The following is a 13591-nucleotide window of genomic DNA, read 5'->3' on the forward strand; positions in this document are numbered from 1 at the left end:
CGACCCCCACGCCCCCGAATCATGGGCAGGCGGAAGCCATACGCGCAACCAAGGGGCAATTGCCGAAACGCCCGATCGGGCTAAATTTGCCTCTTGCGGCATGACGGCCGAAGGCTTCATTCAAGCGGTCGTCATTCGATTTCCGCTATACGAGTACCGACCAGGACTGAAGGCCTTACGCGGGGTTAGTACCATGCCGTCCGGCAGCGCAGACATTTCCTCGATCCTCGACCGCATTCTCGATGCGGCGACGGATAACCTCAGGATCGCGAAAATCCTGGTCCAGATGGGGCTCGATCCCGAGAACGTCACTTACGACGCCATCTTCAATCGGCTGCTGGAGATCTTTGTCCACAACATCACGTTCGCCAATTTGTTCGCTGCGGTCGGCGCCGGCTTCTTCGTCGCAACCCTCCTGATGCGGACGATGGTGCCCCTGCGGGTGGCCAACATGATCGGCTGCGCGTTCTTCGCCGCTTTCGGCGCACTCTCGGCCAACGTCGCGACGTTCCTGCTCTATCTTCTCTTGCTTCCGATCAACGCCCTTCGCCTGCGGCAGATGCTCAAGCTGGTCAAGAAGGCGCGCCATGCGGCCGAGGGCGACATGTCGATCGAATGGCTGAAGCCGTTCATGACCGAGCGCAAATATCGCCGCGGCGACACGCTGTTCAAGCTTGGCGACCCGGCCAAGGAGATGCTGCTCACGGTCACCGGCAAGTTCCTGGTCAAGGAGATCAACGTCGAGATCCTGCCGGGCTCGCTGATGGGCGAGCTCGGCTTCCTGACGCCGGACAACCGTCGCACCGGAACGATCGAATGCATCGAAGACGGCCAGGTGCTGACGATCACCTATGACCGGCTGCTCGAGATCTACTTCCAGGACCCACAGTTCGGCTATTACTTCCTGGTGTTGACCAGCCAGCGCCTCCTGCAGAACATCGATCGCCTGCAGAAGCAGCTGGCGACCGAGCGCGCGGCGACCACGAACAAGATCGCCTGACGGCTGCTCAGCCGAGCAGCAGCGCCATGCCGGGATCGCCCTTTTCCATCGCCCGCCGGTAGGCGGGACGCGCACCAATGCGGCCGAGATATTTGACCACGTTCGGACAACGCGAGAGATCATAGGGCTGGAAGTAGCGCATCGTGGTGAGCGAGAAGCCCATCATGATGTCGGCGGGGGTGAAGGTCCTGCCCGCCAGATATTCGGCATCACCAACGCGCGCATCGACCAGATCGAAGGCGCGGTCGACGCGGCCCCTGGTCGCGGCCAGCAGCGGATTGTCCTCGGCGAGCTTGAGCCGGTTCAGGATCATCAGCCGGCCCATGCCGGCTTGCAGCGTGCCGTTGGCAAAGTGAAACCAGTACAGGAACTGCGCGAAATCAGGATCGTCAGGACGGAGCACGAGACGGCCACCGCCATGCTTGGCCATGATGTAGTCGACGATGGCACCGGATTCGGCGAGCACGAGGTCGCCGTCGGTGATGACGGGTGCGGCTCCGATCGGGTGCAACGCCTTGTAATCGGGCGGCGCCAGCATGGTGACGGGATCGCGGGCGTAGCGCTTCAGCTCGTAGGGAATATCGAGCTCCTCGCACAGCCAGACAATGCGCTCGGACTGCGACTTGCCGAGATGATGGACCGTGAGCATGAGGCCTCCTGCGACCGCAACTGGAGCACTGTGATGCCGCGTCATACTTCGCGATGGCGGACTTCCCGGAATTTTGCGGAGATGCCCCGGCGCATTCAACCCTTTTAGATCGGCCCCAGGCGGCCCCGCCGCAAAATCGCCCTAAAAACCGAATGGTAACCATGACGCCTTAAGGTAACAACGTGACCAATTCCCCGACGATCCTCGTGTTCGATTCCGGCCTGGGCGGGCTCACGGTGCTCCGTGAGGTCGTGGCCGCGCGCCCGGACGCACACTACGTCTACGTCGCCGATGACGCCTTCTTCCCCTATGGCCACCACAGCGAGGACGAGATCATCGCCCGCGTCGTGCCGCTGATGGGTCAACTGATCGGCACGCACGATCCGGACCTCGTCGTCATCGCCTGCAACACGGCCTCCACCCTGGTTCTATCGCACTTGCGCGCTGCTTATTCCCTGCCCTTCGTCGGCACGGTGCCGGCGATCAAGCCGGCCTGCGCACAGTCGAAGACCCGCCGCGTCTCGGTGCTCGGCACCAAGGGCACGGTCAAGCGCGAATACACCAAGGCGCTGATCCGCGATTTCGCGCAAGGATGCGAGGTAACGCTGGTCGGCTCGCCCGAGCTCGCCTCGCTGGCCGAAGCCGAGCTGAGTGGCGCTTCCGTCAGTGACGACGCCATCCGCGCCGAGCTCGCCCCCTGCTTCGTCGGCGAGGAAGCGGGCGCGCGCACCGATACCGTGGTCCTCGCCTGCACGCATTATCCGCTGCTGCTCGACCGGCTGAAGCAACTCGCACCCTGGCCGGTCGACTGGATCGACCCCGCCCCCGCCATCGCCCGCCGCGTTTCAGACCTTCTCGGCGCGCGCATCGCAGGCGTCGCGCAGTCCGGCGCCAAGATGATTTTCACGTCGAGCCGCGTGCACGGCCTCGGCGCCACGCTGACGCCGTTCTTCGGCGGCCGCGTGCTGGCCTGACTTTCCGCGTTGACGACGCGCTGCTAGGCTCTGCCGTCGTCATCCGCGCGCAGGTCATCACATGTCGATCCCCGCAACGCCGCTCAATCGCCTCCGCCAATTGTGGAGCGAGGGGCGCCCGGCCTTCGGCGCGATCGCGACCATCCCGAGCGTGCAGCTGGTGCAGATCATGGCGCGCTCGCTCGACTGGATCGTCATCGACCTCGAGCACGGGCCGATCGGCCTCACCGAAGCGCATGCGATGATCGCCGCCACGACAGGCACGCCGTGCACGCCCCTGGTGCGGATCGCGGCCAACGAGCCGTGGCTTGCCAAAGCGCCGATGGACATCGGCGCCTTCGGCATCAACTTCCCGATGATCACCAGTCGTGACGAGGCCGAGAAGGCGGTGCGCAGCGTGCGCTACCCGCCGCGCGGCGATCGTCTCTGGGGCCCGTTCCACGCCCCGTTCCGCTGGGGCCAGTCGATGCCGGATTACATGGCCTCTGCCGACGACGAGATGATCTGCATGGTCACCATCGAGCATGTCGAGGCCGTCAACCGCATCGACGAGATCATGGGGACACCCGGCATCGACGTCGCGGTGATCGGCCCCGGCGATCTCGCCACCTCCATCAACAAGCGCGGCCGGATGGACGATCCGGAGCTGTTGGAGCTGGTGGCGCGCGCCGAAGCCGGCATCCTCAGAAGCGGCGTGCCGATCGGCGGTGTGGCCCGCACCGCCGAGCAAGCCAACGCCCTGATCGACCGCGGCTACCGCGCGATCGCGCTCGGCTTCGACTGGTCGCTGTTCCAGCGCGGCATCACGGCCGCGTTCGAGGGGATCAGGTGCTGAACTTTGCCACCTTTACCGTAGGCTCACGGGGATAAGGCTATGAAAGTGCTCGGGGTTTACGTCGTCGACAAGTCCAAGCGGCGAACCGACCGATCCCAAAGGGGTTGGTTCGTGCTGGAGCGGGAAGCGAGCGGGGGACCCCCGCTCGCTGCACATATTTTCATCCGCGGGAACCGAAAAAGCGATGTGGGGGACACCTAGGACCATTTCGCTGCCGCGCCGCCGACCCCATCACGCCCGGCCCCTTCATCGTCAGCGGTGGTCGAGCCCGCCCAGACCATCCATATCGAGATCCGCTGGGATCACGGGGTCACGGATCCAGCCCCCATCGCCCGGGTCCTGACCCGGCTGGAGCAGGTCCTGAATGCTGAAATCGCTGCCGAATTATGGGCAGCCGGCGCCGAGCCGGTCCCGGCGGTCAGGACCTGATTCCGGGGCCATTCGCATTGACAGTGAACCCCAAACTCCCCTAAAAGCCGCCTGCTCGCGGGCCGATTTCGGCCCGCGAAGCGTTTCGCGACCCGTGGTCGGCTCCCTTAAGCTTTGGGGATCGGACCTGTCGGTGGCGGGCCTGGCCCGTCACACAGGAGGGCGCGTTTCCTCAAACCATGTAACCGAAGAGGACGCGATGACTAAGCGCAGTGAGGCGAAGTACAAGATCGATCGCCGTATGGGCCAGAACATCTGGGGTCGCCCGAAGAGCCCCGTGAACCGCCGCGAGTACGGCCCCGGCCAGCACGGCCAGCGTCGCAAGGGCAAGCTGTCCGACTTCGGCGTGCAGCTGCGCGCCAAGCAGAAGCTCAAGGGCTACTACGCCAACATCTCCGAGCGTCAGTTCCATGGCATCTATGTCGAGGCGAGCCGCCTCAAGGGTGACACCGGCGAGAACCTGATCGGCCTCCTCGAGCGTCGTCTCGACGCGGTCGTGTACCGCGCCAAGTTCGTCTCGACGATCTTCGCCGCCCGTCAGTTCATCAACCACGGCCACATCAAGGTGAACGGCCGCAAGGTCAACATCTCGAGCTACCAGCTCAAGGTCGGCGACGTGATCGAGGTCAAGGAAGCCTCCAAGCAGCTCGCCCACGTGCTCGAAGCCAGCCAGCTCCCCGAGCGCGACGTGCCCGACTATCTCGAAGTCGACCACGGCAAGATGACCGCGAAGTACACCCGCATCCCCGGCCTCTCCGACGTGCCGTTCCCGGTGCAGATGGAGCCCCATCTGGTCGTCGAATTCTATTCGCGCTGATATCTCCGCGTTCCATTGCTCAAAGGCCCCGGTTTCCGGGGCCTTTGTCTTGTGGTAACATGCTCTCGATGTCCCAGACGACCGACGAGCTCTCCAACATCACCCCATCGGCAACGCCTTCCGAGGCGGAGCTTGAGGCATGGGCCAAGCTGCCCCGTGACGAGCAGGTCCGCCGATATCAGGCGCTGTTCGCTCGGCCCGATTGCAACAATTTCACATCGGACACGCCGGACGACATCCTCGTTGCCGCGCGCCAACGTGTTGCTCAACGCCGCCATGGCTGAGTATCGGTTATCGGAGCGCACCCGAGCCGACCTGATCGACATCTACGACTTCACCGAAAGCCGGTTCGGCAAATATCAGGCTGAAGCTTATTACGCTGGTCTGATCCGTTCCTTCGGACTTCTCGCCGATTTTGCGGCCGGCTATCGACGCTTCCAATCCCATCTGATCTTCTACACGGTACAACCCGACCACGACGAGATCCGCGCCATTCTTCACGGCGCGCAGGACATCAGACCGCAATTGTTCGACTAGATGAAATGACGAGATCAGCCATGCTCTACACCCCTCCCCCGATCGATCCCAAGGCGCCGCCCGTGCGCATCAATCTGCTCTCGGACACGCAGACCAAGCCGACGGCAGGGATGCGCGAGGCTATGGCGCGGGCGGAGGTCGGCGACGAGCAGGTCGGCGACGATCCGACCGTGAACGCGCTGTGCGAGCGCGTTGCGGATCTGCTCGGCAAGGAGGCCGCGGTCTACATGCCGTCGGGCACGATGTGCAATGTCACCGCGACGCTGGTGCATTGCCGTCCCGGCGACGAGATTCTTGCGCACGAGACGGCGCACATCATTGCCCGCGAAGGCGGCGCGCATGCCGCGATCGGCGGCTTTCAGGTGACGCAGCTCAAGGGTCCTGACGGCCAGTTCACGCCGGAGACCTTTCGCAAGGCGCTGCATCCGCGCACGCGCTATCAGCCGCCGCAGACCGTCGTCAGCGTCGAGCAGACCGCCAATATCGGCGGCGGCACGATCTGGAAGAAGGCCGCGCTCGACGAGATCGTCGCGATCGCCAAGCAACACGGCCTCGTCACCCACATGGACGGCGCTCGTCTCCTCAATGCCACCGTCGCCAGCGGCATCTCCCCGCGCGACATGACCGCGGGCTGGGATTCGGCCTGGATCGACTTCTCCAAGGGGCTGGGCGCGCCGATCGGCGGCGTGCTCGCAGGCACACGCGCCTTCATCGATGCGGTGTGGCAATGGAAGCAGCGCCTCGGCGGCTCGATGCGGCAGGCCGGCATCTGCGCCGCGGCCTGCATCTACGCGCTCGACCATCACGTCGAGCGCCTTGCCGACGACCATGCCAATGCCCGCGCGCTCGCCCGCGGGCTGTCGCAGATCGCAGGCATCGAGGTGCAGGAGCCCGAAACCAATCTCGTGTTCTTCAAGCCCGACGGGGCCGGCATTGCCGGCGACAAGATGGTGGCCGCGCTGCGTCAGCGCGGCGTGACGCTGGCGATGATGGACGGCCGCATCCGCGCCTGCACCCATCTCGACGTCAATGCGGCCCAGGTCGAGGAGACGATCGGACACGTGCGCGAGATCGTGCGCAGGGCGTAACTACCGCCCCATCGCCTGATAGATCAGCGTCTTCAGCGCGAGTTGAATGCGGCCTCGCTGCGAGGGTGTCTGCACCATGAAGATCCCGAACAGATCGTCTTCGGGATCGATGAAGAAGAAGGTGCCGCCCACCCCGTCCCAGCGATATTCGCCGAGCGGCCATGACGTGCCTGATGGCACCGAGGTGCGCACGGCGAAACCGAGGCCGAAGCCGGAGCTGCTGCCCGGATAATAGTTCTGGTCGCGCGCGATTCTGGTCTCCGGCCCGCAATGATCAGACGCCATCAGCGCGATGGTCTCGGGCGTGAGATAGCGCCGGCCTTCAAAAGTGCCGCCGTTCAGCAGCATTTGCGAGAAGCGCGCGTAGTCGCCGACAGTGCCGACGAGGCCGCCGCCACCCGACTCCCATTTCAGCGGTTTCCTGATATCGCGGACCTGCGTCATCGGGCTGATCGCGCGATCTTGCGGCATAGGCTCGGCGATGCGCGGCCACTTGGCGGGATCGGCGACATAATACGCCGTGTCCGTCATCCCGAGCGGATCGAGCAGCCGCTCTTTCTCGAACTGGAACAGCGATTTTCCCGAGATCACCTCGATGATACGGCCGAGCACGTCGGTGGAGAGGCCGTAGTCCCAGATCGTGCCGGGCTGCTCGGCGAGCGGCAGCGTGGCGATCTTCGCGACGAGTTCGGCATTGGTCAAAGCCTTGTTGCCGAACAGGCCGGCGTCGGCATAGAGCCTGTTCACCAGCCCCCCGCCGTAATAGCCGTAAGGAAGCCCGGCGGTGTGGCGCATCAGATCCTTGACCGTGACCGGACGATTGACCGGCTCGAAGGCCAGCGAGACCTTGTCGTCCTCGGCCTTCGTCTCGACGCCGACCTTCATCTCGCCAAAGGCCGGAATGTATTTCGAGACGGGATCGTCGAGCGAGAGCTTGCCCTCCTCGACCAGCATCATCGCCATGACCGTCGTGACCGGCTTCGACATCGAGTAGAGGCGGAAGATGGTGTCCGCGCTCATCGAGAGCTCGGTCGCCACGTCCCGGACGCCGAAATTGTCGTAATAGACCGGCTTGCCGTGCTGCTGCAGCAGCAGGATCGCGCCCGGAAACGTCCCGGCGAGGATCTCCTTGCGGATGTAGTCCGAGACCCTTGCGAGGCCCTCAGGCGAGAAGCTGCGCGCGGCGCGCGTCTCCGAGCCCGCTTGCGCGCCGGCCGCACTCAACAGCAGAACGAGCGCCGCGAACAGCGCACGGCGCCCGAACATGTCAATTCTCCATGGCTTCATAAACCAGCAGCTTCAGCGTCCGCTGCACGCGCTGGCGCTCGGTCGGGGTCTGCTCCAGCAGAACGAAGAACATGTCCTGCTTGGGATCGATCACGAAATAGCAGCCGGAGGCGCCGTCCCATTTCAATTCGCCGAGATCGCCGGGCGGCGGCGGTTTTGCGTTGCCGGGATCGGTGCGGACCGCGAGCCCGAGACCGAAGCCGAAGCCGTCGCCGGGGAAATAGAAATAGTCGCGATCAACGCCCGATTTCGGGCCGATCTGATCGGTCACCATCAGCTTGAACGTCTCCGGCTTGAGGATGGTCTTGCCCTCGAGACTGCCGCCATTGAGCAGCATCTGCGCGAAGCGCTTGTAGTCCGCCATGGTCGTGACCATGCCGCCGCTGGCGAACATGATCTTCTTGACGACGGTGGGATCGTTGATGCGGCCGACGCGGAAATCCGCGTCATTCGGCACCGGCTGTGCCAGCAGCTTCTGCTTCTCTGGATCGGTGACGAAGAAGCCGGTGTCGACCATGCCGAGCGGCGTGAGCAGCTTTTCCTGCATGATGTCGATCAGCGGCTTGCCGACGGCGATCTCCATCACGCGCGCCAGAATGTCGGTGGAATGGCCGTATTGCCAAAGCGCGCCCGGCTGGTTGTGCAGCGGCAGTTTCGCGATGCGCTCGGCGAACTCGGCGAGGTCGAAATCGCCGGCATAGATGTTGGCGTCGCGATAGGCCTTGCGCACCAGGCTGTCGCCATAGAAGCCATACGTGATGCCGGAGGTGTGCGTCATCAAATCGTGCACAGTCATCGGCCGGTTCGGCGGCACGAGCTCGAGCGACTTGCCGCCATCCTCGGCCTTCTTCTCGACGCCGACCTTCACATTGGCGAAGGACGGAATGTATTTCGAGACGGGATCATCCAACTTGATCTTGCCGTCCTCGATCAATTGCATCGCGACGACCGAGGTGATCGCCTTGGTCATCGAGAACAGGCGGAAGATGGTCTTGTCGGTGATCGGCGCCTTGCTGACCACGTCCTGTACGCCGAAAGCCTCGTGGTAGACGGGCTTGCCGTGCTGCTGGATCAGCACGGTTGCGCCGGCGATCTTGCCGGTCGCGACCTCGTTCTTGAAGAAGTCACTGACCCTCGAGAGCTTGTCCTGGTTGAAATGCGCGCCGGCCGGAATCTCGTAGGTGCCTTCCGCGCGTGCCAGTGACAGCAGGCCGAACGACAACAATGCGCCATAGACAAATGGGCGCGGTCCAAAATGAAAATTCATATCCCCTCCCCGGAAAATGGTCCGGCGGAGTGTACTGGCGGCGTCATCAGGCACAAGGGCCGCTGTGGCGCGCCAGCGCTTCGGAATGGAGTTTGGCACTCGGCTCCGCGAAGCAGCAGAACACCACGCGGGTGACCGATGGCGCGGCGGCGAGCCCTTCGATGGTCGTGCGCACCGCGATATCGGCGGCCCGGTCGGCAGGAAAGCCGAAAATGCCGGTCGAAATCGCGGGGAAGGCCACCGAGGTCAGCGCGTGCTTCCCACACAGCTCCATCGCACGGCGATAGCAGGAGGCTAGCAGGTCGTCCTCGCCGAGCGTACCGCCGTTCCAGACCGGCCCGACGGAGTGGATCACATGGGCGGCCTTGAGCCGGTAGCCCTTGGTGATCTTGGCATCGCCCGTCTTGCAGCCGTAGAGCATCCGGCACTCGGCGAGAAGCTCGGGCCCGGCCGCGCGATGGATCGCGCCATCCACGCCGCCCCCACCGAGGAGCGACGTGTTCGCCGCGTTGACGATGGCGTCAACGCGCAGTGTCGTGATGTCGGCAATGACGACGTCGAGCTCCGCGCCGCCGATCCGGCGCGACAGCACGGTCATGCCTTTAGGCCGCGACGACGACGCCCTTCTCGGAGAAGAGCTGCTGCAATTCGCCGGCCTGGAACATCTCGCGGACGATATCGCAGCCGCCGATGAACTCACCCTTCACATAGAGTTGCGGGATGGTCGGCCAGTTCGAGTATTCCTTGATGCCGTTGCGCAGCTCGGCGGATTCGAGGACGTTGAGGCCCTTGTAGCCGACACCGATATGGTCGAGGATCTGGACGACCTGGCCGGAGAAACCGCACTGCGGAAATTGCGGCGTCCCCTTCATGAACAGAACCACGTCGTTCGACTTCACTTCGTTGTCGATGAATTCCGCGATGCTCATATCCGTGTCCTTCTGGGGCAGAGCCCTCACCAATTGCTTCGGGCTGGCTCAGCCGTTTAACCCGATACCTGCCGCTATATGTAGCCCAAACCGTTGTGCATCCAAAGTAAAATGGCGGCGAACGGTCCCCGTTCAGGTCTTGGGCAGCCGGCCCCGGCGCCCCGCCCATTGCATGATGGCACAAATATCATCACCGGGGAGGACTTTCATACCGTAACGGAGGCCCTATCTAGGACGAACCTTGGTTTTGGAACCGGGCAACGCCAACAACGTTCTCTTGTCCTGTCTGGAGAAAAACGTGACGAAACCAGCCTCCGCCACGGCCGCCTCCGCGCTTTCGTCACTATCCTCCGAGGAGGGCAGCCTCGCCCCGCGGCTGGAACAGGCTTTTCTTGCGGTTCGCAATGAGACCGAGCGCCGGGCCGCGCCGCTGTCGCCGGAGGACCAGCAGATCCAGTCCATGCCCGATGCGAGCCCTGCGAAATGGCACAGGGCCCATACCACCTGGTTCTGGGAGCAATTTCTGCTCGGCGAGCACGCCCCCGGCTACCGGCCCTTTCACCCCGATTTCGCGTTTCTGTTCAATTCCTATTACGTCAGCGCCGGCCCGCGTCATGCCCGCAACCATCGCGGCGACATCACCCGTCCGAGCGCGGACGAGGTCGGCGCCTACCGCAGATATGTCGATGCGGCCGTCGTCGAATTCTTCCGCGAAGCGAGCGTCGACAAGCTCGCAGCCCTGGCGCCGCTGGTCGAGGTCGGGCTCAATCACGAGCAGCAGCATCAGGAATTGATGTTCACCGACATCCTGCACGCCTTCGCGCAGAATCCGGTCTATCCGGCCTACGACCCGGACTGGCGCTTGCCGGCGGCGACGCGCACCGGCGACGACTGGCTGACGCTCAATGAAGGCATCCACACCGTCGGCCATGTCGATGACGGCTTCCATTTCGACAACGAGAAGCCCGCTCATCGCGCCCTGGTCGGCCCTGTCAAGGTCGCGCGCAATCTCGTCACGAATGGCGAATGGCTCGCCTTCATGCGCGAGGGCGGCTACCGGACGGCAACGCTGTGGCTGATGGACGGCTTCGCCGCGGCCAGCAAGGAAGACTGGCAGGCCCCCGGCTATTGGCGCGAGGTCGACGGCGCATGGCAGGTCATGACGCTGGCCGGCCTCATGCCGGTCGATCCCGACGCGCCGGTCTGCCATGTCAGCTATTACGAGGCGGATGCGTTCGCGCGCTGGGCCGGCAAGCATCTCCCGACCGAGATGGAATGGGAGGTCGCGGCCCGCACCAGGCAGCTCAACGACGCCTTCGGCATCGTCTGGCAATGGACCCGCAGCTCCTACTCGCCCTACCCCGGCTATCGCGCCGTCGAAGGCGCGCTCGGGGAGTACAACGGCAAGTTCATGGTCAACCAATTGGTTCTGCGCGGCTCATCGCTTGCAACTCCGGAGGACCACAGCCGCACTAGTTATCGCAACTTCTTCTATCCGCACCATCGCTGGCAGTTCACGGGACTGCGGCTCGCCGATTACGTCTAGTCCTTAATCCGACGACAGATGCGCGCCGGACAGCGCGTTCAGGAGAGTATCATGAATGTGCACGCCAGCGCTTTGGCCGAAGCCCATCTTCCCGACGAGCAGACCACCGCTTTCGCCCGCGAGGCCATCGAGGACCTCTCGCAGCAACCGAAGAAGCTGTCGCCGAAATTTTTCTACGATGCGACCGGCTCGGAATTGTTCGAAGCGATCACACGCCTGCCGGAGTACTACCCGACGCGCACCGAGCTATCGATCCTGAAGGAGCGCGGCAGCGAGATCGCGAAGATCATTCCCGAGCATGCCGCGCTGGTCGAGTTCGGCGCCGGCGCGACCACCAAGGTCCGCCTGCTGCTCGGCCACTGCAAGTTCGCGGCCTATGTGCCCGTCGACATTTCCGGCGATTTCCTGGCGGCGCAGGCGAACGGCCTGAAGCGGGATTTCCCCTCACTCGGCATCTATCCGGTCGCAGCCGACTTCACCACGCCGTTCGAGCTGCCCAAAGCAGTCGCCTCCATGCCCAAGGTCGGGTTCTTCCCCGGCTCGACCATCGGCAATTTCGAGCCGCACGAAGCACAGGCCTTCCTGAAGAGCGCGCGCGAGATTCTGGGCCCGGGCGCGCAGATGATCATCGGCGCCGACCTCGAGAAGGACGAGCGCGTGCTGCACGAGGCCTACAATGATGCGGCCGGCGTCACCGCCCGCTTCAACCTCAATGTCCTGGTGCGCATCAACCGCGAGCTCGGGGGCAATTTCGACCTGTCCGCCTTCACCCATCGCGCGATCTACAATCGCGAGCGGCACCGCATCGAGATGCACCTGATCAGCAGGAAGAGCCAGACCGTGCGCCTGCTCGGCACCAGCTTCTCGTTCAACAAGGGCGAGAGCATCCATACCGAGAACAGCTACAAATACAGCATCGACCGCTTCACTGCTTTGGCGCAGGGCGCAGGCTGGCGGGTGCGCGAGAGCTGGACGGATGCGGCGATGATGTTCTCGGTGCATGCGCTGGAGGTTGCGGAGTAAGAGCGCCGGGAGCTCAATCCTCCCCGGCCTCCTCCACCTTCGACCCCAGCGACACCGACTCCCAAACGGCGACCACGATCATGATGACGCTGGTCGCAACCGAGAGCCAGAGCGGTGAGAGATCGGCGGCGAACCACCACAGCACCAGCAGCAGGATGATGCCGATGCCGTGCGAGAGCTGGAGGAAGCCGCGGATCGAGTGTTTGAACAGGATGGTGCCGACCAGGAACACCAGCGGGCCGCCAACCGTGCTCACGATCGTCCTGAGATCGGAATGGCCGGTCGGGTGCTTCAGCACCAGCTCGTCCGAGACCGCAGTCAGGATGATGCCGGCGACGATCGGCATGTGCAGATAGGTATAGGCGAGCCGCGCCAGCCGGCCGGACTCGGTGGATTTCGAGATGCGCTCGGAGCCGGCCTCCGCGCCCTTGTGGAAATAGACCCACCACATCGCGATGCTGCCGACCAGCGCCGAGACGAAGGCCACAATGTTCGCGGCCGTCCACTCCAACTCGGCAAAGGTCGCACCGTTCACCACGACGGCCTCGCCCAGCGCGATGATGATGAAGCCGGCGCAACGCTCGGCCATGTGGTTGCCTTCGACCGCCCAGGCCTCGACCGACGAGAAGCCCAGTTTCGGGACCCAGAACCGGACCGCGGGCGAGACATACTCCCAGGTGACTGCCGCGATCCACAGCCACAGCCGGGTTTCTCCCTCGGAAAGACCGCCCGCAATCCACAGCACCGCCGAGATCGAGAGCCATGTCAGGATGCGGATCGCGTTGTGCCGCACCGCCGTGCGATGGCGGGGGGTCGCGAACAGCCAGAACGCGGTGCGTCCGACCTGCATGGCCGCGTAGGCGATGGCGAACCACAGGCCCCGTCCCTCGAAGGCGGTCGGGATGGTCGTCGACAGCACGAGGCCGCCGAGCATCATCAGGAAGATCAGGATGCGAACCGGCGTCAGATCCGGATTAAGCCAGTTGGTGACCCAGGCGGTGTAGACCCACACCCACCACACAGCGAGAAACAGCACCGTGACATGCACCGCGCCGAGCGGCGTGAAATGGTGCAGCAGCGTGTGCGAGATTTGCGTAACGGCGAAGACGAAGACGAGGTCGAAGAACAGCTCGGCATTGGTGACGCGACTGGGCTGGTTCGGCGTGATGACGCGAAACATCGCGCCGCGCGAATTCTCGGCAGCCATCGT

General features: G+C 64.0%; 15 protein-coding genes and 1 pseudogene. 10 read left to right on the forward strand and 6 right to left on the reverse strand.

Annotation, left to right across the window (positions count from 1 at the left end):
• Positions 1-193 precede the first annotated feature (193 nt).
• Complete coding sequence (locus ACNJYB_RS25205) at positions 194-1000, forward strand: Crp/Fnr family transcriptional regulator (protein ID WP_439369130.1); 807 nt, start codon at positions 194-196, stop codon at positions 998-1000.
• Between the two features lie 7 nt (positions 1001-1007).
• On the opposite strand, the gene ACNJYB_RS25210 is transcribed toward ACNJYB_RS25205, so the two are convergent.
• A complete protein-coding gene (locus ACNJYB_RS25210; protein ID WP_439369131.1) occupies positions 1008-1649 on the reverse strand; it encodes a glutathione S-transferase family protein in 642 nt (213 codons plus the stop codon).
• Between the two features lie 182 nt (positions 1650-1831).
• On the opposite strand from ACNJYB_RS25210, the gene murI reads away from it, so the two are divergent.
• The 7 genes and pseudogenes from murI (at position 1832) to ACNJYB_RS25245 (ending at position 6329) form a co-directional block, all read left to right on the forward strand.
• Positions 1832-2623 (forward strand): glutamate racemase, encoded by a 792-nt coding sequence (gene murI, locus ACNJYB_RS25215; protein ID WP_439369132.1) that lies wholly within the window; start codon positions 1832-1834, stop codon positions 2621-2623.
• A 61-nt stretch (positions 2624-2684) separates the two neighbouring features.
• Positions 2685-3458: an HpcH/HpaI aldolase family protein gene (locus ACNJYB_RS25220; RefSeq protein WP_439369133.1), complete on the forward strand. Its 774-nt coding sequence runs from the start codon at positions 2685-2687 to the stop codon at positions 3456-3458.
• Between the two features lie 227 nt (positions 3459-3685).
• Positions 3686-3887, forward strand: a pseudogene (locus ACNJYB_RS25225) (acyltransferase); the annotation flags it as partial.
• 199 nt (positions 3888-4086) lie between these two features.
• Positions 4087-4704 carry a 30S ribosomal protein S4 gene (gene rpsD / locus ACNJYB_RS25230; protein WP_439369134.1) on the forward strand — a complete coding sequence of 206 codons (618 nt, stop codon included), beginning with the start codon at positions 4087-4089 and terminating at the stop codon, positions 4702-4704.
• A gap of 68 nt (positions 4705-4772) precedes the next feature.
• Positions 4773-4988: a hypothetical protein gene (locus ACNJYB_RS25235; RefSeq protein ID WP_439369135.1), complete on the forward strand. Its 216-nt coding sequence runs from the start codon at positions 4773-4775 to the stop codon at positions 4986-4988.
• Positions 4948-5241: a type II toxin-antitoxin system RelE/ParE family toxin gene (locus ACNJYB_RS25240; RefSeq protein ID WP_439369137.1), complete on the forward strand. Its 294-nt coding sequence runs from the start codon at positions 4948-4950 to the stop codon at positions 5239-5241. The genes ACNJYB_RS25235 and ACNJYB_RS25240 overlap by 41 nt, the downstream gene beginning before the upstream one ends.
• A 20-nt stretch (positions 5242-5261) precedes the next feature.
• Positions 5262-6329 carry a threonine aldolase family protein gene (locus ACNJYB_RS25245; RefSeq protein WP_439369138.1) on the forward strand — a complete coding sequence of 356 codons (1068 nt, stop codon included), beginning with the start codon at positions 5262-5264 and terminating at the stop codon, positions 6327-6329.
• Here ACNJYB_RS25245 and ACNJYB_RS25250 read toward each other — a convergent pair whose 3' ends face one another.
• Genes ACNJYB_RS25250 through grxD form a run of 4 tightly spaced genes read right to left on the reverse strand, consistent with a single transcriptional unit; the run spans position 6330 to position 9812 of the window.
• Complete coding sequence (locus ACNJYB_RS25250) at positions 6330-7595, reverse strand: serine hydrolase domain-containing protein (RefSeq protein ID WP_439369139.1); 1266 nt, start codon at positions 7593-7595, stop codon at positions 6330-6332. It abuts the gene before it with no gap.
• Position 7596: 1 nt separating this feature from the next.
• Entirely contained in the window at positions 7597-8883 is a 1287-nt protein-coding gene (locus tag ACNJYB_RS25255) for a serine hydrolase domain-containing protein (RefSeq protein ID WP_439369141.1), read from the reverse strand.
• Positions 8884-8929: 46 nt separating this feature from the next.
• Positions 8930-9481, reverse strand: a complete 552-nt coding sequence (locus tag ACNJYB_RS25260; protein WP_439369143.1) for an O-acetyl-ADP-ribose deacetylase — start codon at positions 9479-9481, stop codon at positions 8930-8932.
• Between the two features lie 4 nt (positions 9482-9485).
• Positions 9486-9812 carry a Grx4 family monothiol glutaredoxin gene (gene grxD, locus ACNJYB_RS25265; protein WP_018647423.1) on the reverse strand — a complete coding sequence of 109 codons (327 nt, stop codon included), beginning with the start codon at positions 9810-9812 and terminating at the stop codon, positions 9486-9488.
• A 247-nt stretch (positions 9813-10059) separates the two neighbouring features.
• Between grxD and egtB the strand changes: the two genes are divergently transcribed.
• Both egtB and egtD read left to right on the forward strand, forming a co-directional pair.
• Positions 10060-11358 (forward strand): ergothioneine biosynthesis protein EgtB, encoded by a 1299-nt coding sequence (gene egtB / locus ACNJYB_RS25270; RefSeq protein WP_439375644.1) that lies wholly within the window; start codon positions 10060-10062, stop codon positions 11356-11358.
• 51 nt (positions 11359-11409) lie between these two features.
• A complete protein-coding gene (egtD, locus tag ACNJYB_RS25275) occupies positions 11410-12381 on the forward strand; it encodes an L-histidine N(alpha)-methyltransferase (RefSeq protein ID WP_439369145.1) in 972 nt (323 codons plus the stop codon).
• Positions 12382-12394: 13 nt separating this feature from the next.
• Here the strand turns inward: egtD and ACNJYB_RS25280 are convergent, their stop codons facing one another.
• A complete protein-coding gene (locus tag ACNJYB_RS25280; RefSeq protein WP_439369147.1) occupies positions 12395-13588 on the reverse strand; it encodes a low temperature requirement protein A in 1194 nt (397 codons plus the stop codon).
• Positions 13589-13591 lie beyond the last annotated feature (3 nt).

The organism is Bradyrhizobium sp. SMVTL-02, from assembly GCF_051853005.1.
Taxonomy (GTDB): domain Bacteria; phylum Pseudomonadota; class Alphaproteobacteria; order Rhizobiales; family Xanthobacteraceae; genus Bradyrhizobium.

Excerpts from the sequence above, each read along its gene's own strand:
- ACNJYB_RS25245 (WP_439369138.1), top strand. The coding sequence starts at position 5,262 with ATGCTCTACACCCCTCCCCCGATCGATCCCAAGGCGCCGCCCGTGCGC.
- ACNJYB_RS25235 (WP_439369135.1), top strand. The coding sequence starts at position 4,773 with ATGTCCCAGACGACCGACGAGCTCTCCAACATCACCCCATCGGCAACG.
- ACNJYB_RS25280 (WP_439369147.1), bottom strand. The coding sequence starts at position 13,588 with ATGGCTGCCGAGAATTCGCGCGGCGCGATGTTTCGCGTCATCACGCCG.
- grxD (WP_018647423.1), bottom strand. The coding sequence starts at position 9,812 with ATGAGCATCGCGGAATTCATCGACAACGAAGTGAAGTCGAACGACGTG.
- ACNJYB_RS25205 (WP_439369130.1), top strand. The coding sequence starts at position 194 with ATGCCGTCCGGCAGCGCAGACATTTCCTCGATCCTCGACCGCATTCTC.
- ACNJYB_RS25210 (WP_439369131.1), bottom strand. The coding sequence starts at position 1,649 with ATGCTCACGGTCCATCATCTCGGCAAGTCGCAGTCCGAGCGCATTGTC.
- ACNJYB_RS25250 (WP_439369139.1), bottom strand. The coding sequence starts at position 7,595 with ATGTTCGGGCGCCGTGCGCTGTTCGCGGCGCTCGTTCTGCTGTTGAGT.
- ACNJYB_RS25260 (WP_439369143.1), bottom strand. The coding sequence starts at position 9,481 with ATGACCGTGCTGTCGCGCCGGATCGGCGGCGCGGAGCTCGACGTCGTC.
- ACNJYB_RS25220 (WP_439369133.1), top strand. The coding sequence starts at position 2,685 with ATGTCGATCCCCGCAACGCCGCTCAATCGCCTCCGCCAATTGTGGAGC.
- ACNJYB_RS25255 (WP_439369141.1), bottom strand. The coding sequence starts at position 8,883 with ATGAATTTTCATTTTGGACCGCGCCCATTTGTCTATGGCGCATTGTTG.
- egtD (WP_439369145.1), top strand. The coding sequence starts at position 11,410 with ATGAATGTGCACGCCAGCGCTTTGGCCGAAGCCCATCTTCCCGACGAG.
- rpsD (WP_439369134.1), top strand. The coding sequence starts at position 4,087 with ATGACTAAGCGCAGTGAGGCGAAGTACAAGATCGATCGCCGTATGGGC.